This is a genomic window from Microbacterium sp. VKM Ac-2870, from assembly GCF_015350795.1.
Lineage (GTDB): Bacteria > Actinomycetota > Actinomycetes > Actinomycetales > Microbacteriaceae > Microbacterium.
In genome coordinates this window covers 112,952-127,435 of record NZ_JADKSH010000003.1, presented here as the reverse complement: position 1 = coordinate 127,435, position 14,484 = coordinate 112,952, and the positions used below count along the sequence as shown (strand labels likewise).

Annotated in this window: 13 protein-coding genes; 6 read left to right on the top strand and 7 right to left on the bottom strand. The window is 66.0% G+C overall.

All coding sequences use genetic code 11. The features are described 5' to 3' along the window. Positions 1–177: 177 nt before the first annotated feature. Positions 178–2,535 (top strand): hypothetical protein, encoded by a 2,358-nt coding sequence (locus tag ITJ43_RS07955; RefSeq protein ID WP_194583320.1) that lies wholly within the window; start codon positions 178–180, stop codon positions 2,533–2,535. Next, positions 2,528–3,571, top strand: coding sequence for a hypothetical protein (locus ITJ43_RS07950; RefSeq protein ID WP_194583319.1), 1,044 nt, complete (start codon positions 2,528–2,530; stop codon positions 3,569–3,571). The genes ITJ43_RS07955 and ITJ43_RS07950 overlap by 8 nt, the downstream gene beginning before the upstream one ends. Before the next feature lie 57 nt (positions 3,572–3,628). Here ITJ43_RS07950 and ITJ43_RS07945 read toward each other — a convergent pair whose 3' ends face one another. Beyond that, on the bottom strand, positions 3,629–4,690 hold the full coding sequence (locus tag ITJ43_RS07945) for a PIN domain-containing protein (RefSeq protein WP_323741160.1): 1,062 nt from the start codon (positions 4,688–4,690) through the stop codon (positions 3,629–3,631). Between the two features lie 439 nt (positions 4,691–5,129). On the opposite strand from ITJ43_RS07945, the gene ITJ43_RS07940 reads away from it, so the two are divergent. Both ITJ43_RS07940 and ITJ43_RS07935 read left to right on the top strand, forming a co-directional pair. Continuing rightward, the gene (locus ITJ43_RS07940; RefSeq protein WP_194583317.1) at positions 5,130–6,689 is read left to right on the top strand and encodes a molybdopterin-dependent oxidoreductase; all 1,560 of its coding nucleotides are present in this window, start codon (positions 5,130–5,132) and stop codon (positions 6,687–6,689) included. A gap of 48 nt (positions 6,690–6,737) precedes the next feature. Further along, entirely contained in the window at positions 6,738–7,097 is a 360-nt protein-coding gene (locus ITJ43_RS07935) for a DUF2834 domain-containing protein (protein ID WP_194583316.1), read from the top strand. Between the two features lie 13 nt (positions 7,098–7,110). Here ITJ43_RS07935 and ITJ43_RS07930 read toward each other — a convergent pair whose 3' ends face one another. The 3 genes from ITJ43_RS07930 to ITJ43_RS07920 all read right to left on the bottom strand — a co-directional run bounded on the left by ITJ43_RS07930 (position 7,111) and on the right by ITJ43_RS07920 (position 8,803). Next, entirely contained in the window at positions 7,111–7,536 is a 426-nt protein-coding gene (locus tag ITJ43_RS07930; protein WP_194583315.1) for a DUF1622 domain-containing protein, read from the bottom strand. Positions 7,537–7,629: 93 nt separating this feature from the next. Further along, positions 7,630–7,800, bottom strand: a complete 171-nt coding sequence (locus tag ITJ43_RS07925; RefSeq protein ID WP_194583314.1) for a CsbD family protein — start codon at positions 7,798–7,800, stop codon at positions 7,630–7,632. Between the two features lie 115 nt (positions 7,801–7,915). Next, on the bottom strand, positions 7,916–8,803 hold the full coding sequence (locus ITJ43_RS07920; protein ID WP_323741159.1) for a GTP-binding protein: 888 nt from the start codon (positions 8,801–8,803) through the stop codon (positions 7,916–7,918). Positions 8,804–9,036: 233 nt separating this feature from the next. Between ITJ43_RS07920 and ykgO the strand changes: the two genes are divergently transcribed. After that, positions 9,037–9,159 (top strand): type B 50S ribosomal protein L36, encoded by a 123-nt coding sequence (gene ykgO, locus ITJ43_RS07915; protein ID WP_036311902.1) that lies wholly within the window; start codon positions 9,037–9,039, stop codon positions 9,157–9,159. A gap of 30 nt (positions 9,160–9,189) precedes the next feature. On the opposite strand, the gene ITJ43_RS07910 is transcribed toward ykgO, so the two are convergent. Then, entirely contained in the window at positions 9,190–9,729 is a 540-nt protein-coding gene (locus ITJ43_RS07910) for an NUDIX domain-containing protein (protein WP_194583312.1), read from the bottom strand. Positions 9,730–9,812: 83 nt separating this feature from the next. Continuing rightward, positions 9,813–10,736, bottom strand: coding sequence for a lytic transglycosylase domain-containing protein (locus tag ITJ43_RS07905; RefSeq protein WP_194583311.1), 924 nt, complete (start codon positions 10,734–10,736; stop codon positions 9,813–9,815). 277 nt (positions 10,737–11,013) lie between these two features. Between ITJ43_RS07905 and ITJ43_RS07900 the strand changes: the two genes are divergently transcribed. Then, a complete protein-coding gene (locus tag ITJ43_RS07900) occupies positions 11,014–13,122 on the top strand; it encodes a glucose PTS transporter subunit IIA (RefSeq protein ID WP_194583310.1) in 2,109 nt (702 codons plus the stop codon). 129 nt (positions 13,123–13,251) lie between these two features. Here ITJ43_RS07900 and coaBC read toward each other — a convergent pair whose 3' ends face one another. Next, positions 13,252–14,457, bottom strand: coding sequence for a bifunctional phosphopantothenoylcysteine decarboxylase/phosphopantothenate--cysteine ligase CoaBC (gene coaBC, locus ITJ43_RS07895; RefSeq protein ID WP_194583309.1), 1,206 nt, complete (start codon positions 14,455–14,457; stop codon positions 13,252–13,254). Positions 14,458–14,484: the final 27 nt, after the last annotated feature.

Sequence of the window (14,484 nt, the reverse complement as noted above, 5' to 3'; positions counted from 1 at the left end):
CGCGACCTCAACCGACTCAAGGAGATCGGTTCTCCTAGATTCTGGAGCCGGCGACAGCTATATGGTCGTCGAGCGGCGAGATGGGCAATAGCGGTTGCCAGTGTTCGCAGCTGGTTCGCTAGCAGACGGGTACGCGCTACCGCGGCCGGACGGATCGTGGGCCGGAGCCTGGCGACAATGGCGTTGTCCATTGCGCTGGTCGTGGCGCTTGAGGTCGTAGCCCTGGTCCTTCGCGGGACCGAGTGGGGGTCCGCCACTGGGTGGTTCGAACCACCCGACTCTTCACTCCAAGAGACTGCGTCGGCTTTGGTCGCCGCGGCCATTGGCGTCGGCGCGACCCTTCTCGGTCTGTATTACGCGACGATCGGCGTAATCGCATCGACAATCTACAAGTCGGTTCCGGGCGACGTACGGGAGCTGTTCATTGCTGAGCGAAACAGCGAGGCATACCTGAAGATCGTGATTCTTACGATCGGGACGAGCGTTGTAGTTCTCGTGGCAGGGGTTCTGGGCTACGCGGTGGCCGGGATGACTCTCGTCGTCGTCGGATTCCTGGCTGCGCTCGCCTGCGTGGGACTCGTAGTGCTGGCGAGCCGTCTCTTCGACTATTTCGATCCTTCCAAGCTGTCATCGCAGCTGCTGGGCCAGATTGCGGACGGCATTCGCGAAGCAACCGGTTCGCGGACTCGCGCCTTGCCGCACCGTCAATCGGAGGCGCATTACAGGGTCTACAGTGCTTTGGCATCGTTCAGGCATCTTGTGGACCTTCTCGGGCACGAGGAGCTGAGAAACGCCAGTGCGCCAATGTCGCTCACCCGGCAATTGCTGGGTGTCGTCGGCAACTACTCATCCTGGAAGTACGCCATACCAACTGACAGCAACTGGTGGGACCGGGTGCCGAGTCATTCGAACTGGCTGACAATCGACCACAGTCGATTGGAACTGGCACTCAACGCATCCGTGACCTACCCGCCAGATCTGCAGCCGGACTATTTGTGGTTGGAAAACACGGTCGCGCGACTCCTGCGGAAGAGTCTGCAGGTTGGGTTTCAGTCCCAGGCGGGCGCCAACGCGCTGGCCATCACGGAGTCCATAGCGGACCTCGTTGCAAACCTCGCTGCCCGACTCCAGATCGACGAGGCTCTTGCCATTGAGTCCGCTTGGGACGATGTCATCCGCGATGTAGCGATGACGGTCCAGGTGGCCGAAGGTGACGCGCCGGACTATCAGATTCGCATCAATCAGATGGCAGCCGCAGAAAGCCTTGTTCTGCCCCTCACCAAGATGGTGCTTGGTCTCGAGTACGCGGCGCGCTCGATCATCGGTCGAGATCTTTCGGGAGAGTTCGAGGCCGCAATTTCCGATCCGAATGCGCTCTATCGCGGTCACCTTCCCACCCTCACCCGACAGATGCTCGAGGAGTTCTCAACCGCCATCCGTCGTGAGACCGAGGCGGAGGGACGTCGTGTAACCCCTCGCTGGTGGATCGACCACTTCGCGGCGCGAAGCATGGCCGAAGCTTTGCTGGCCACGGAGTCGGGAGTGCTGGAGGAAGTTGGCCGCCGGACGACGGCGCAGGTCGCGCAGTTCGCGGAGAAGGGGAGGCACGATCTTGCAGCAGTCACCGGGATGGCGTCACTTGAGTTACTGAGCAAGATCGAGACGCACGCGCCAACAATTCGGCGCGCGCTGACGAAGTTGGATGGCTTCCGGAACGACAATGCGAGTGTTCCTCAATGGCCCGAGCGGGGAACGTCCGTCGTAGATCCCCGTGATGCTCACACAGCAATGCTCGCCACGCTCGCTGCCCTGCTCCCGGAACTCCGGATCAAGAAGTTCGAGCCGCGTGAGCCTGACCTATACGGGCAGCTCTATCAGTTCGTCGTGGACGGAGCATTCCGCGCCATCCTCAGTGGCGACCGCGATCGGGCGTTCATCTTGTATCGATCGGCGCTTCTGGAGATGGAGCCTGCGCGGATGCGAATACTTGCCGACCTTGAGCGCCACGAGATGAATACTCGCGTGGTCTTCGCCGTTGAGCCGCTGATCACTGCAATGGATCTGGCCGGCTACGCGCTGCTCATGTTTGAACTCGACGGCAAGGGAATTTGGCTGGAGATCAAGTCTATGTGGGACATCCTGCTGAAGGACAAACGCGAAGTTGCTGAATTCCTCCTGACGGCCGCGTCATTCGTTGACGGGACGTTCGCGATGACTGTTGGTGGTCTGGAGAGAAGCCGGCGCTCAATTGAGATGGAACGCATATTCGAGGCGCGTCAGATCCATCGGGATGAGCGCACGTGGGACGGCTCGAGGTGGCGTCCGCATGAGAGCGCGATCGTCTCGGCGCTCGCGTCTCACGGGCACGGCATCCAAGACGACCTATATGCACTCTTCATCGCCGAGTATCTCGTCGAACACCTTGCGGACGACGCGAATCTAGGGCACAAGGCTGACATGATCGCAGATCAGATAGCGCGATACCGCCGCGGGTCGGGCGCGAGCGGGGGCGCGCAAGGTGAGTCCGATGCTTGACGATCCCTTCAAAAACTTCGTTCGGGTGCCAAGGCGCCGTGTCACGCGGCCCAGAACTGCCAATTCTGTCCAGCCAGCCGAGGATCGCCCCTATCCAGGTCCCAGCGAGCACATGCTTCTCCAGGACCTTCGGACCTATGCACTGCCATACGGACGGGGATCAAATGACGGGTTTGACGTCGCCATAGAACCGGCTGAGCCAGAACTGACTCAGCTCATCGGCGACGCTCTGCCGTCCACCTCTTATCACCACTTGCGGCTTGCGGACTCCATACGAGATTTCGTTGATAGCGCGCTGTGGCGCCTCATCGATGGCGACCTTCACCTCGAAGTGCAGTATTACCGCGCGTTGGACAATCCGGACGACGAGCCCGTAGCTTTCGGAATCAAGATCTTGGACGCTGAGCGGATCATCAGACATCGCGGCCGCTACTGCTACATCGTCGCCGACCGCGATCGATTTGAGGGTCCACGCACGTGGAGCGTCGAAGAGTTAGATTTGCGTTGCTTAGTGATCGCATCGCTCCCGAGAGTCCTTCGGCGCGATCTCGAACGGGCGCTCAGTCTCATCCGTATGAGCGACCGCGACATCACAATCGCTTCGAGCTTCGTGATGGGGAACCATGGCAACAACTCAGGATTCGATTTTGCGGTGCACCGCAAGATGTCGAATGACATCGTGCTGAAGGGCACCAGAACCATCGGTTGGGCCGGTAGAGGAATGTTGACCGAGGGCCTACTTGATCCGGAGAAGGCCTGGCGAGCAATCTCCTTCGGCCGATTCGCTGCTCGACTGCGCGACGTTGCCATAGACGCGCTAAACGAATCCATCAGTCGCGCCGGCGCTCGGCTCGATTTCGCAGCTTCGCTGACGCTGTCGAGGGTCCCCACCGGAGCGGATTTCGATCAGATGGAACGCGATCTGCAGGCTGGAGAACGCCCCATCTCTCAGCTACTGGTCCCGTGGCTGTCGAACGAAGACCCAGATGCGGAACCACGAGACGTCGACGGGGGTGCAACGGACGAGAAGCTGTGAGACGACGCGGGAAGTCAGCCGATTAGGTAGTGTCAGCCCGTCGGCTTTGAGCAACGGTCACCATGACACGGAAGCGCCGATGACCTCCGCGTACAGCGGCTCCAGATCGAACTCGACTTCAGCGATGATCTCTGCGCGCGCGGTGAACTCAACGGAGACCTCGTACCCGTTGATGTCACCGCCGGTCATGTCGAGGTTCGAGTGGTCAGCGTCCAAGTAATCCATCGGCGACATTCGCCCACTGAACGTGAAGTCGGCGTACCCGATGCATTCCGCCGGGTTACCGTCACCGACATGGTCGACCTCCACGCCATCGACAGAAATCAGCAGCGCGTCCTCCATCCCGTAGGGGACGTTCGCGCTGTGGTGGGTCACGTTCATGTCTCGGGGGAATGAGCCCCACTCGATCCCATCGAAGCGCTCAACGTAGTCAATGAGCGCGGCGCTCAGTGTGCCTTCGCGTTCACCGATCAGGCTCGCGAGCCTCCCCGCTTCGAGCACGGCGGACGCCAGAGAAGACGCAATGCGCAGGCGGTTGCCGTCCCACCAGGCGCCGTCAATTTCCTCTTCGAGTTCGTCATGTAGTCCACCGTCCTTAATGAACCCGCCGTCCGCGCTAACGAAGATGACGAAGTCATCGTCGCTGTCGAGAGTTTCGAGCAGTTCCAGTAACCCGTGCCAGATGATCGTGTCGCGGAGACCGATCGACTGACCACTCTTTTCGAGCACGGGCTTCCGTCTCTCCAACTCGCGCTCGACGAGGTGCTGCGCGCTCACGCCCGACCACTCGATGACCTCGCAGGCATCGTGCGCCAGGAGCGGTGCGAGAGCCTTATCGCCCATCGCGGTGATCTCCCCCGCGAGCGCGCTGAGGAGTGCCTTCGTTGATGCCTCGGGGAGACCGAGACCACGCTTCGCCTTCGTGACCGATGTGGTGATGTCCTTACGTGTCGCCTCGACGCTCTCGCGAACCTGACGATCCGCTTCCGCTACGACAACCGGGGAGAGACGCACCTCCACGACACCCTCGTCCAGCAATTCAAGAAGCTCACTACTGAGCTTGCGCTGCATGAGGAGATCGGAGTGCAGAGCATTGGTGTCGGGGTAGATGACGATCACCTTCGGAGAGTATCGCGGCTCACGCACCTTGATCCGCGCCGCCCGCCAGCGGTGCGGACGAGCGCTGCGCCACCCAACGATCTGCTGGCGGGAGAGACGGACGGCGACCTCTCGTGTAGGTAGGTCGACGAGAACGCTGATCGGCTAGTCAATCTTGTGTACCTGGAGAAGGTGATCTGATCTCCGACGGACCTCGCGTCCGGCCCAACCGGGGCGGGGATGTTCGGCTACTGACAACTTGCATGGCGCTGATGCCGCTGCGAGTCCCGACGCGGGTCCCGGAAAGCCGCGGCCAATCCTCCGGCGCGCTGACAGAGTGATTGGCGTCGAACAACGCGGCATCCGGAATGCCAGCCTAGGCATCCGCCCTCCCGCCCATCCGATCCGCTCTCCGCGTCGAACAACACCCGTACCCCGACCCCGGCGGCAGGAGATCACTGTGACGACGCACACCGGCCGCGGCAGGTCCATCGCCCTGGCGGCGCTCGCCGGCCTCGTGAGCGGAGCGGTCTTCCTCGCTACCGCGGAGTTGCTGGCCCTCCTCGTCGCCCGCGACGCCAGCCCGATCCTCGCGGTCGGGGGCTTTGTGATCGACATCGTGCCGCAGCCGTTCAAAGAGTTCGCGATCGCGACCTTCGGATCCAACGACAAGATCGCTCTGCTGGCCGGACTCGGCCTGGCGGTGGTGATCGCTTCGGCCATCGGCGGGGTGTTGCAGTACGTGCGCCGCCCGCTCGGCGTGGTCGCCCTCGGCATCGCGGGCGCCCTGTCGATCGCCGCGATCGTCACGCGCGCGGTCGTCACGCCGTTCTCGTTCCTCCCCCCCGTGGTCGCCACCGTCGTGGCATCCCTCGTTCTCACCGTGCTCGGGCGTCGCCTGCGACGCTGGCGAGGGGGAATGGATGTCGAGGGCGACCCCGACCGCTCCGTCGATCGCCGCGGCTTCTTCCGCCTGGCCGGAGTTGCCGGCGTCTCGGCTGTGATCGTCGGTGTCACCGCTCGCGTCGTCACGGCCGCGACGTCGTCGATCGATGCCCTCCGCGGTGCCGTGCGACTGCCGACTCCGCGCTCGCGCGTGAGCATCCCTGCGGGGGCTGAGCTGAACGTCCCGGGCATCTCACCCCTGTTCACCCCGAACTCCGCCTTCTACCGCGTCGACACCGCACTGACGGTGCCGACCATCGACCCCAACACGTGGCGGCTCGTCGTCGACGGCATGGTCGACCGACGCGTCGAGCTGAGCTTCGACGAGCTGCTCAACATGGGTGTCGATGAGTACGGCATCACCCTCACCTGTGTGTCGAACGAGGTCGGGGGCGGACTGGTCGGAAACGCGACGTGGCTCGGCGTGCCGGTGCGCGACATCCTTCGGATGGCGGGCCCTCAGGCCGGAGCCGACATGGTGCTCTCCCGCAGCATCGACGGCTACACCGCGAGCACTCCGCTCGCCTCCCTCACCGACGACGGGCTGGATGCGATCCTCGCGGTCGCCATGAACGGCGAGCCGCTGCCTGCCGAGCACGGCTTTCCGGTGCGGATGGTCGTGCCGGGCCTCTATGGCTACGTCTCGGCGACCAAATGGCTGACCGAACTGAAGGTCACCACGTTCGCCGCCGATCAGGCCTACTGGACGCCGCGCGGATACAGCGCGGAGGCGCCGATCAAGCTCTCATCGCGCGTCGATGTGCCGAAGATCGACACCCCTGTGGCTCCCGGCCGGGTGGCGGTGGCGGGCATGGCTTGGGCTCAGACCGTGGGGATCGATCGTGTCGAGGTGAGGATCGACGACGGTGCCTGGATTCCGGCGATGCTCTCGAACGCGGTGAACGACGACACGTGGGTGCAGTGGATGTACGAATGGGATGCCACGCCGGGCACGCACTACATCGCGGTGCGGGCGCGCAACAAGAAGGGCGAGCTCCAGAGCCAGGACCGTGCCCCGATCGCACCGAATGGCTCGACCGGGTGGCACCGCGTGCTCGTCACCGTGTCGTCCTAGCTCGTAGCCCGTCGCCGACCCCGCCGCGTCGCGGAGCAGAATGTCCCCATGACGCCTCGCTGGTCTCCTCTCGCCCTCACCTACCTCGTCCTGGCGATCGCCGGCCTGGTCGGCACCTTCTCGCTGAACGTGTGGTCGGTGGTACTCATGCGCAACTACCTGCTCGACCTCGTGCAATCCGGCCCGGCGGTGGGATCGATCGGCGTCGACATCATGGTGGCGGCGGTGGCCGGCAGCATCCTGATCATCGTCGAGGGGCGCAGGCTCGGCATGCGCCGCCCGTGGCTGTACGTCCTGGCGTCTCTGGTCACCGCGTTCGCCTTCGTCTTCCCGCTGTTCCTTGCGATGCGCGAGCGCACGCTCGCGGCACGCCGCGTGGCCGGAGCTCAGCCCGGCGGCGGCGTGTGACCTGCGCGGGGCGTCAGGATTCGCGCGCGTCGCGGTCTGCCGCGCGCTCGCGCGCAACCGTCTGAGCAAGGACCTGACCGCCGCTGGTCAACAGCGCCCGACGCCAGGGGAGCGTGCCTTCGATCTCGATCTGGATCGACATCGAGAGCACCGTGCGGATGACGACGATGAGGCCGAGGATCACGGCATCCTCGATCGAAGGCTTGGAGGTGATGGTGCGGATCAGGTCCGCGGCGACGAGCACTTCGAGGCCCAGCAGAATCGCTGCACCGAGCGTGTTTCGCAGCACCAGATAGGCACCGTGGCCGTTGCGGTCGCGCCGCAGGGAACGCAGCGCCAGCACGACGGCGATGACGAAGCCCGCGACCATCGCGAGGGCGCCGAGCATCTCGAACACGATGGCGACGACCGTGAAGAAGGGCTCGATGTGCTCTGACATTGGGGCTCTACTCTACGGCGGCGAGTCTCGCGCAGCATAGGAAGACGCCCCCACCCGAGACGGGGTGAGGGCGTCCATTCAGAGAAGTGCGGCTTACTTGAACGCGTCTTTGACGTCCTCGCCGGCCTTCTTGACGTGGGCCTTCGCCTGATCGGCCTCGCCCTCGGCTTCGAGGCGCTCGTTGTGCGTCAGCTTGCCGACGCCTTCCTTCACCTTGCCGCCGAGGTCCTCAGCCGCGTTCTTGATCTTGTCGTCGAGACCCATGGTGTCGTCCTTTCTCTGGTAGTTCTGCCTCAAGGCTAGAAGTGACGTCGCCGTAGCGGCAGTGGGTTGACGATCGCGCAGCCAGCGACTAGGCGTGCGCCTGCGGAAGGATGCCTCAGATCGGCGGGTCGCGCGGCACGCTGTCGTCGGTGACGCGGGGCCACTCGGGCAGTGGGTCATCGAAGCGCGCCCACCCGGCGGGCCCGGCTTCGAGTTCGGCGTCGGAGAGGAGTGCCGCGTCGAGCGTCGACATGATCGTTCTGTGGATGAGATCGATGCCGGTGAGGGCGAGGTCTTGAGCGGTGAGGCTCGCTTCCATGCTGGCGTCCTGCGGGTCGATCCACATCGCCGATCCGACCTGATCCCACCGTGCGAGGATGCCGGCGCGCGTTGCCAGGCGGCAGAACCCGGCCGACCGCATGACGGTGCCGTGCCGTCCCGAATCGATCTCGTCGAGCGCGCAGGTGAGCCGTGTCGGATGAAAGGGGCGCAACCGCTCGTAGCGGAGGGTGCTGACGCGGGGGTCGGTCATGTACGGATCGTGCTCGTCGTTCAGGGCGTGCACCCACCCGCTGCGCTCGAGCGTCGTCGATTCATCGCCGTGCGGGGAGGATCCGGCCAACGCCTGCAGATCTTCGGCCGGCCCGCGCGACAGTCGCACCCGGGCCCGCGGCGCGAGATGCGATGCGAGAGCCATCAGCAGCGACAACTCCGCCGTTTCCGCCCGCTCCCACCGCACGAGGCAGATGAGCGATGCGGCCTCGAGGAGGGTGACCGCTCGTCGAGCCCTCCCGCCGACATCCCCGTCGGGATCACCGGCAGCCGCCGTGTCGGACAGGGGGGCAGGGTTGCGCAGGTCGTCGAGCATGTGGCGCGCATCGACGACGCAGACGATCGGGGCCGATGGGGCGCGCATGACGACGTCGAGGTGCAGCACATCTACTTCGATATCGGCGTCGATCACGAAACGCTCGACGTCGCGCCGGTCGTGCGTGATCTTCACGGGCAGAGGCTCCGAAGGTGTGGACTGCATCGATTGTCCGCGAGACGGGGCCACCCGCAGCAGTCCTCGCCGCGTCGCCGCCGCGAGTCCGGCCGCGTAGATCCGCCGTTCTGAGCTGCACACGCCGGCGACGATGAGAGGGGAGGGCAGCACGACGAGCCTGCTTTCACGTTGACGGACGGGCCGTCCTACTTTAGCCTCTTATTGACAAAGATTCTCAATAAGGAGTCGCCATGAAAGTCCGTGCCTCGCTCAAGTCCCTGAAGAACCAGCCCGGCGCGCAGGTCGTCCGCCGCCGCGGTCGCGTCTTCGTCATCAACAAGCTGAACCCGCGATTCAAGGGCCGGCAGGGCTGAGCCCCCACCCGTTGTCTGTTTCAGCGCGTGTCAGGAGAAGCGGCCGAGGTGGATGCCGGCGTATGCCAGCGCCGCGATCGTCTCCCCGTCGGTGATGATGCCGGCGCGGATCATCTCGAGCACTTCGCCCCAGGAAACCCACCGCACCTCGTCGATGCCTTCCTCGTGCTGCGTGGTGGCGGCGTCGCTCGTGCGCGCGATGCCGCGCGCGAGGAAGACGTGCTCCGACGCTCGTGCGATGCCGTTCAGAGCGTTCATCGTGCCGAGCGGCGTCCACTCCCGTGCCGTGAGTCCGGTCTCCTCCGCCAGCTCGCGCTGAGCGGCCAGCAGCGGCTCCTCCCCGTCGGAGCCCCCGGCAGGAACCTCCCACGACGTGCCGGTCGTGAAACGCTCGAGCGAGAGCAGACACACACGATCGTCGTCGTCGATCGCGACAACGAACACGGCGGGGTGCTGCATCTCCACCACGCCGTAGATGCCCTCGCCGTGGGGGCCGACGACGTCGTACTCGTCGACGCGGATCCAGCGATTCTCGTACACCGCGCGCGTTCCGCGCGTCTGCCAGGTCATGCGCCCACCCTAGAACGGGTCGAGACGCCGAACGGCCCGGACGCGATCGTCGGGGCCGTTCGGATCAGATGAGCTAGCGGTTGTCAGTACCAGCCCGAGGACTCGGAGTGGTCCCACGCGCCGCATGGCGTGCCGTAGCGCCCGGCGATGTAGCCCATGCCCCACGCGATCTGCGTCGCAGGGTTGGTCTCCCAGTCGGCACCCGCCGAGGCCATCTTGCTGCCGGGGAGGGCCTGCGGGATGCCGTACGCGCCGCTGCCGTTGGCAGCATTCACGCGCCAGCCCGACTCCCGGTTCCAGAGCGAGACGAGGCAGGCGAACTGATCGTCGCCCCAGCCGTAGTTGGCGGCGGCCATCGAGCGGGCGATGCCCTGAGCCGATGCCGGGTCGACGTTGACGTCGACCGCGGGGCGCGACGACGACGACGCAACGGAGGCCTTCGCCTTCGCGGCGGCTTCCTCTTCGGCCTTCGCCTGCGCGGCGGCGGCGGCATCGGCGGCGGCCTTGGCGGCGGCTGCTTCGGCGGCGGCCTTGGCTGCGGCATCCGCCGCCGCTTTGCGCTGGACGGCGCCTTCGAGTGCGCTGCGCAGGGACGAGGTCTTCGCCACAACGGCGTCGGTCTCCGCGGACGCCTCGGAGGTGAGTGAGGGGATCATCATCGCGGGGGTGACATCGATCGCCCGGAGCTTGCTGATGAGGCTGCCGAGTTTGGTGGTGTCGACCACCGTGTCGGTCGTCCCGATGTCGAGGCCCGAGGCGGACACGTCCATCGTCACCTTCGCGGCGGCGGCGACGGCGGCCTGCGCCTGGCTCATCGCGGTCACGCCGCCGGCGGTGATCGCGCTCAGCGGGGCGGACGTGGTCTGCGTGGCGGTGCCGCTCGATGCGGCGGGAATCTCGGATGCAGCGAAGGCCGGCAGGGCCCCCGCGGTGGTGGTCGCGGCGCCGATCACAAGGCCGAGGCCGAGAAGGGCAGACGTCACGGAGCGGTAAGGCATACGGGGCATAAAGGAGAACTTCCGGTGAATCAGCACCGCCCAGGCGCGTCAGCGCGAGCGATGTGCGTCCTCGGGTGGACACGAAGGTCACAGCTTCACAACGTTTTCTGGACGTCCCCGGCACAGAACCTGAGTGAATCCTGGGCGTGGACGAGCCCGCGGGTGCGGTCGGAGTACCTCCTTTTGGCACGGCGTGAGCCCTGCGGCCGGTCCTGGAGCGGAGATATAGTCGCCTGCGACAGATCGTCATCGACAGGACGTCGCATAACGAAAAAGAGGCGAAAAAATGGCATCCAATTCGGCATCCGAGATCGTCGACGCCGTCGGCGGACCCGGAAACATCGCGAGTCTGACCCATTGCGCGACACGATTGCGCTTCCAGCTCAATGACGGAGAAAAGGTTGACAAGACCGCCGTCGAAGCAATTCCGGGAGTGCTCGGCGCTGTCCCGCAGGCCGGCGACCGCTTCCAGGTGGTCATCGGCGGCGGCGTTCAGACCGTCTACAACGAGATCATGGCGTTGCCCGTCATGGCGGGCGGCGGATCCGCCCCGGCGGCGGGCGCAGGAGACAGTGACGCCGACATCAAGGCGCGAGAGCGCTCCAAGGGGCCGCGCGGCACCAACGCGTGGCTCGACACCCTGTTCGAGTTCCTCTCGGACTCGTTCCGCCCCATCCTGGGCGCGCTCCTCGGTGCCTCACTGTTCATCACCTTCATGGCGCTCGCGGCGACCCTCGGCTGGATCCCGGCGTGGAACGCGCCGGGTGTGGTCCTGCCGCCGTCGTGGGCGTTCGTCAACCTCATGTGGCAGTGCGTGTTCATCTTCCTGCCGCTGATGGTCGCCTACAACGCGTCGCAGAAGATCGGCGCCGACCCGTGGGTCGGCTTCTCGATCATGGCGGTCACGATGCTCCCCGGGTTCACCGGACTGGGCAAGACGGCCGATGCGGTACAGACGACCTTCCTCGGATCGCAGATCACGACCGTGCAGGTCTTCGGCATGCCGCTGACGATCTTCGACTACAGCTCGCAGGTGTTCCCGCCGCTGCTGATGGCGGCCGTGCTGGGGCTCGTCTACAAGGGGCTCAAGCGGGTCATCCCGGAGAACCTCCAGCTGATCTTCGTGCCGTTCATCTCGATGCTCGTGATGATCCCGCTGACGGCTTTCCTCATCGGCCCGATCGGCGTGTACGCCGGTGCGGCGCTGGCGAACGCGCTGAGCGCGATCAACACGTTCTCCCCGTTCATCTTCGCCATCGTCATCCCGCTGGCGTACCCGTTCATGGTGCCGCTGGGCCTGCACTGGCCGATCAACGCGATCATGCTGCTGAACATCCAGACCTTGGGATACGACTTCATCCAGGGCCCCATGGGTGCGTGGAACTTCGCCTGTTTCGGCGCGACGGCCGGTGTGCTGGTGCTCGCCTGGCGCGAGAAGGACAAGCAGATGAAGCAGACGGCCACGGGCGCGCTCGCCGCAGGTCTGCTCGGTGGCATCTCCGAGCCGTCGCTCTACGGCATCCATCTGCGGTACAAGCGCATCTATCCGCGGATGCTGGTGGGCTGCCTCACGGGTGGTCTGATCATCGGGGTCGGATCGCTGCTGCTGGGTCTGCCCCACGGCATCACCACGCAGGCGTTCGTGTTCACCTCGCTGCTGACGATCCCGGCGTTCAACCCGATCGGCCTGTACCTCGTCGCCGTCGTCGGCGCCTTCGTGGTCGCCATGGTGCTCGTCATCATCTCGGGCTACAAGAACCCCGAGCCGGCCGAGGCTGCAGCGGCTGTCGCGACCGCCGGTGCGACGTCGGTCGCTCCGAGCGTGGCGCGTGACACGATCCCGGCCGTCGCCGGTGGTGGCCAGCTCGCCGGGGTGGCGGGCGAGGGCACCGCGACAGCGACCGCGGTCGCCGAGCGCACCGCCGCTGTGGGTGAGCTCATCCAGGTCGCCGCACCACTGGACGGCACCGTCGTGGCACTCGACAAGGTACCCGACCCCGTCTTCGCGGGCGGCGTGATGGGTCCCGGGGTGGCGATCGAACCGACGGGCACCACCGTCTACGCGCCGGGCGCCGGCGTCGTGGTCGCGGCGCAGCCGACCGGTCATGCGTTCGGTCTTCAGCTGGACAACGGAGCCGAGATCCTCATCCATGTCGGCATCGACACGGTCAACTTGAAGGGTGAAGGCTTCGACGTCAAGGTGAAGAACGGCGACCGCGTCGAGACCGGCACGCCGCTCGTGACCTTCGATCGCGCCGTGATCGAGAAGGCGGGCTACCCGCTGATCACCCCGGTGATCGTCCTCAACGGCGACACGTTCGACACCGTCGACCCGGTGAAGCTCGGCCCGGTGGACCACGGCGCACCGCTGCTGGACGTGCAGAAGAAGGCCTGACGCGGCGCGGGGCGATTCGACTCGCTGCGCCCGCTCAACGACCGGGGGATGTGTTCCGCCCCCGGTCGTTGGGCGTCTTCCGGGCGTGGAGCGAGACGCGCAGTGACGAGGTCACACGCGCCGCACCGTTCAACGCGCCGCGACGACCGCGTCCCAGATCGCGTCGGCGACCGCGCGCTTCGACCCGGCGACGTCGGTGACCACGGCGCCCGCGGCATCCAGAAGGATCACCCGGTTCTCCGAAGATTCGAAGCCGTGGCCCTCGCCCACGCGGTTGACGGCGAGGAAGTCGACCCCCTTGCGCTCGCGCTTGCGGCGGCCGCGGGCGAGCAGATCGTCGTCGCTCTCCGCAGTTTCGGCGGCGAAGCCGAACACCGTCTGCCCCGGCCGCTGCGCCGCGACCAGGCCCGCCAGGACGTCGGGGTTGGCAACGAGCTCAAGACGAGGGATGCCGTCTTCCTTGCGGATCTTGTGCCGAGACACCTCCGCGACGCGGAAGTCGGCGACCGCGGCGACCATGGCCACCACGTCCGCGGTGGTCGCGGCGTTCGTCATCGCCGCCTGCACAGCGTCGGCGGTGTACGCGCGCACCACGTCGATGCGGGGATGGCGGGATGCCGAGGTCAGCACGCCGTCGTCGGTATGTGCCGCCACGAGCGTCACGGTGGCGCCCCGCTCGGCGGCGGCGAGGGCCAGCTCGGCGCCCTGCCGACCACTCGAGCGGTTGCCGAGGTAGCGCACGGGGTCGATCGGCTCGCGGGTGCCTCCGGTCGAGACGGCCACGCGAAGGCCCGCGAGGTCGGCGGCTCGCGGTGCCGCGACCGTCAGCGCCGCCGTAACGAGCTCATCGGGCTCGACCATGCGTCCGGGGCCGCTGTCACCGCCGGTCAGCGCGCCGTCGGCGGGGCCGACGATGTGCACGCCGCGTCGGCGCAGCGTCGCGATGTTGGCCCGCGTCGCGGCGTGCTCCCACATCGCCGTGTGCATCGCGGGCGCGACGACGACGGGTGCGGTCGTGGCCAGCAGTGTCACGCCGAGCAGATCGTCGGCGATGCCGGCCGCCATCTTCGCGAGGGTGTTGGCGGTCGCGGGAGCGATGACGACGAGATCGGCAGAGGTGCCGAGGGCGACGTGGCGTACGCGCGCCACATCGTCGTGAACGCTCGTCGTGACAGGATTTCTGCTGACGGCCTCCCACGTGGTCGTCCCGACGAAGCGCAGCGAATCGGCGGTGGGAACAACGTGCACCTCGTGCCCGTTGGTCACCAGGGCGCGAACGAGGTGCACCGTCTTGTACGCGGCGATGCCGCCCGTCACGCCCACCACAACGAACATGGTCCGATCCTCCCACGCCGGATGCGG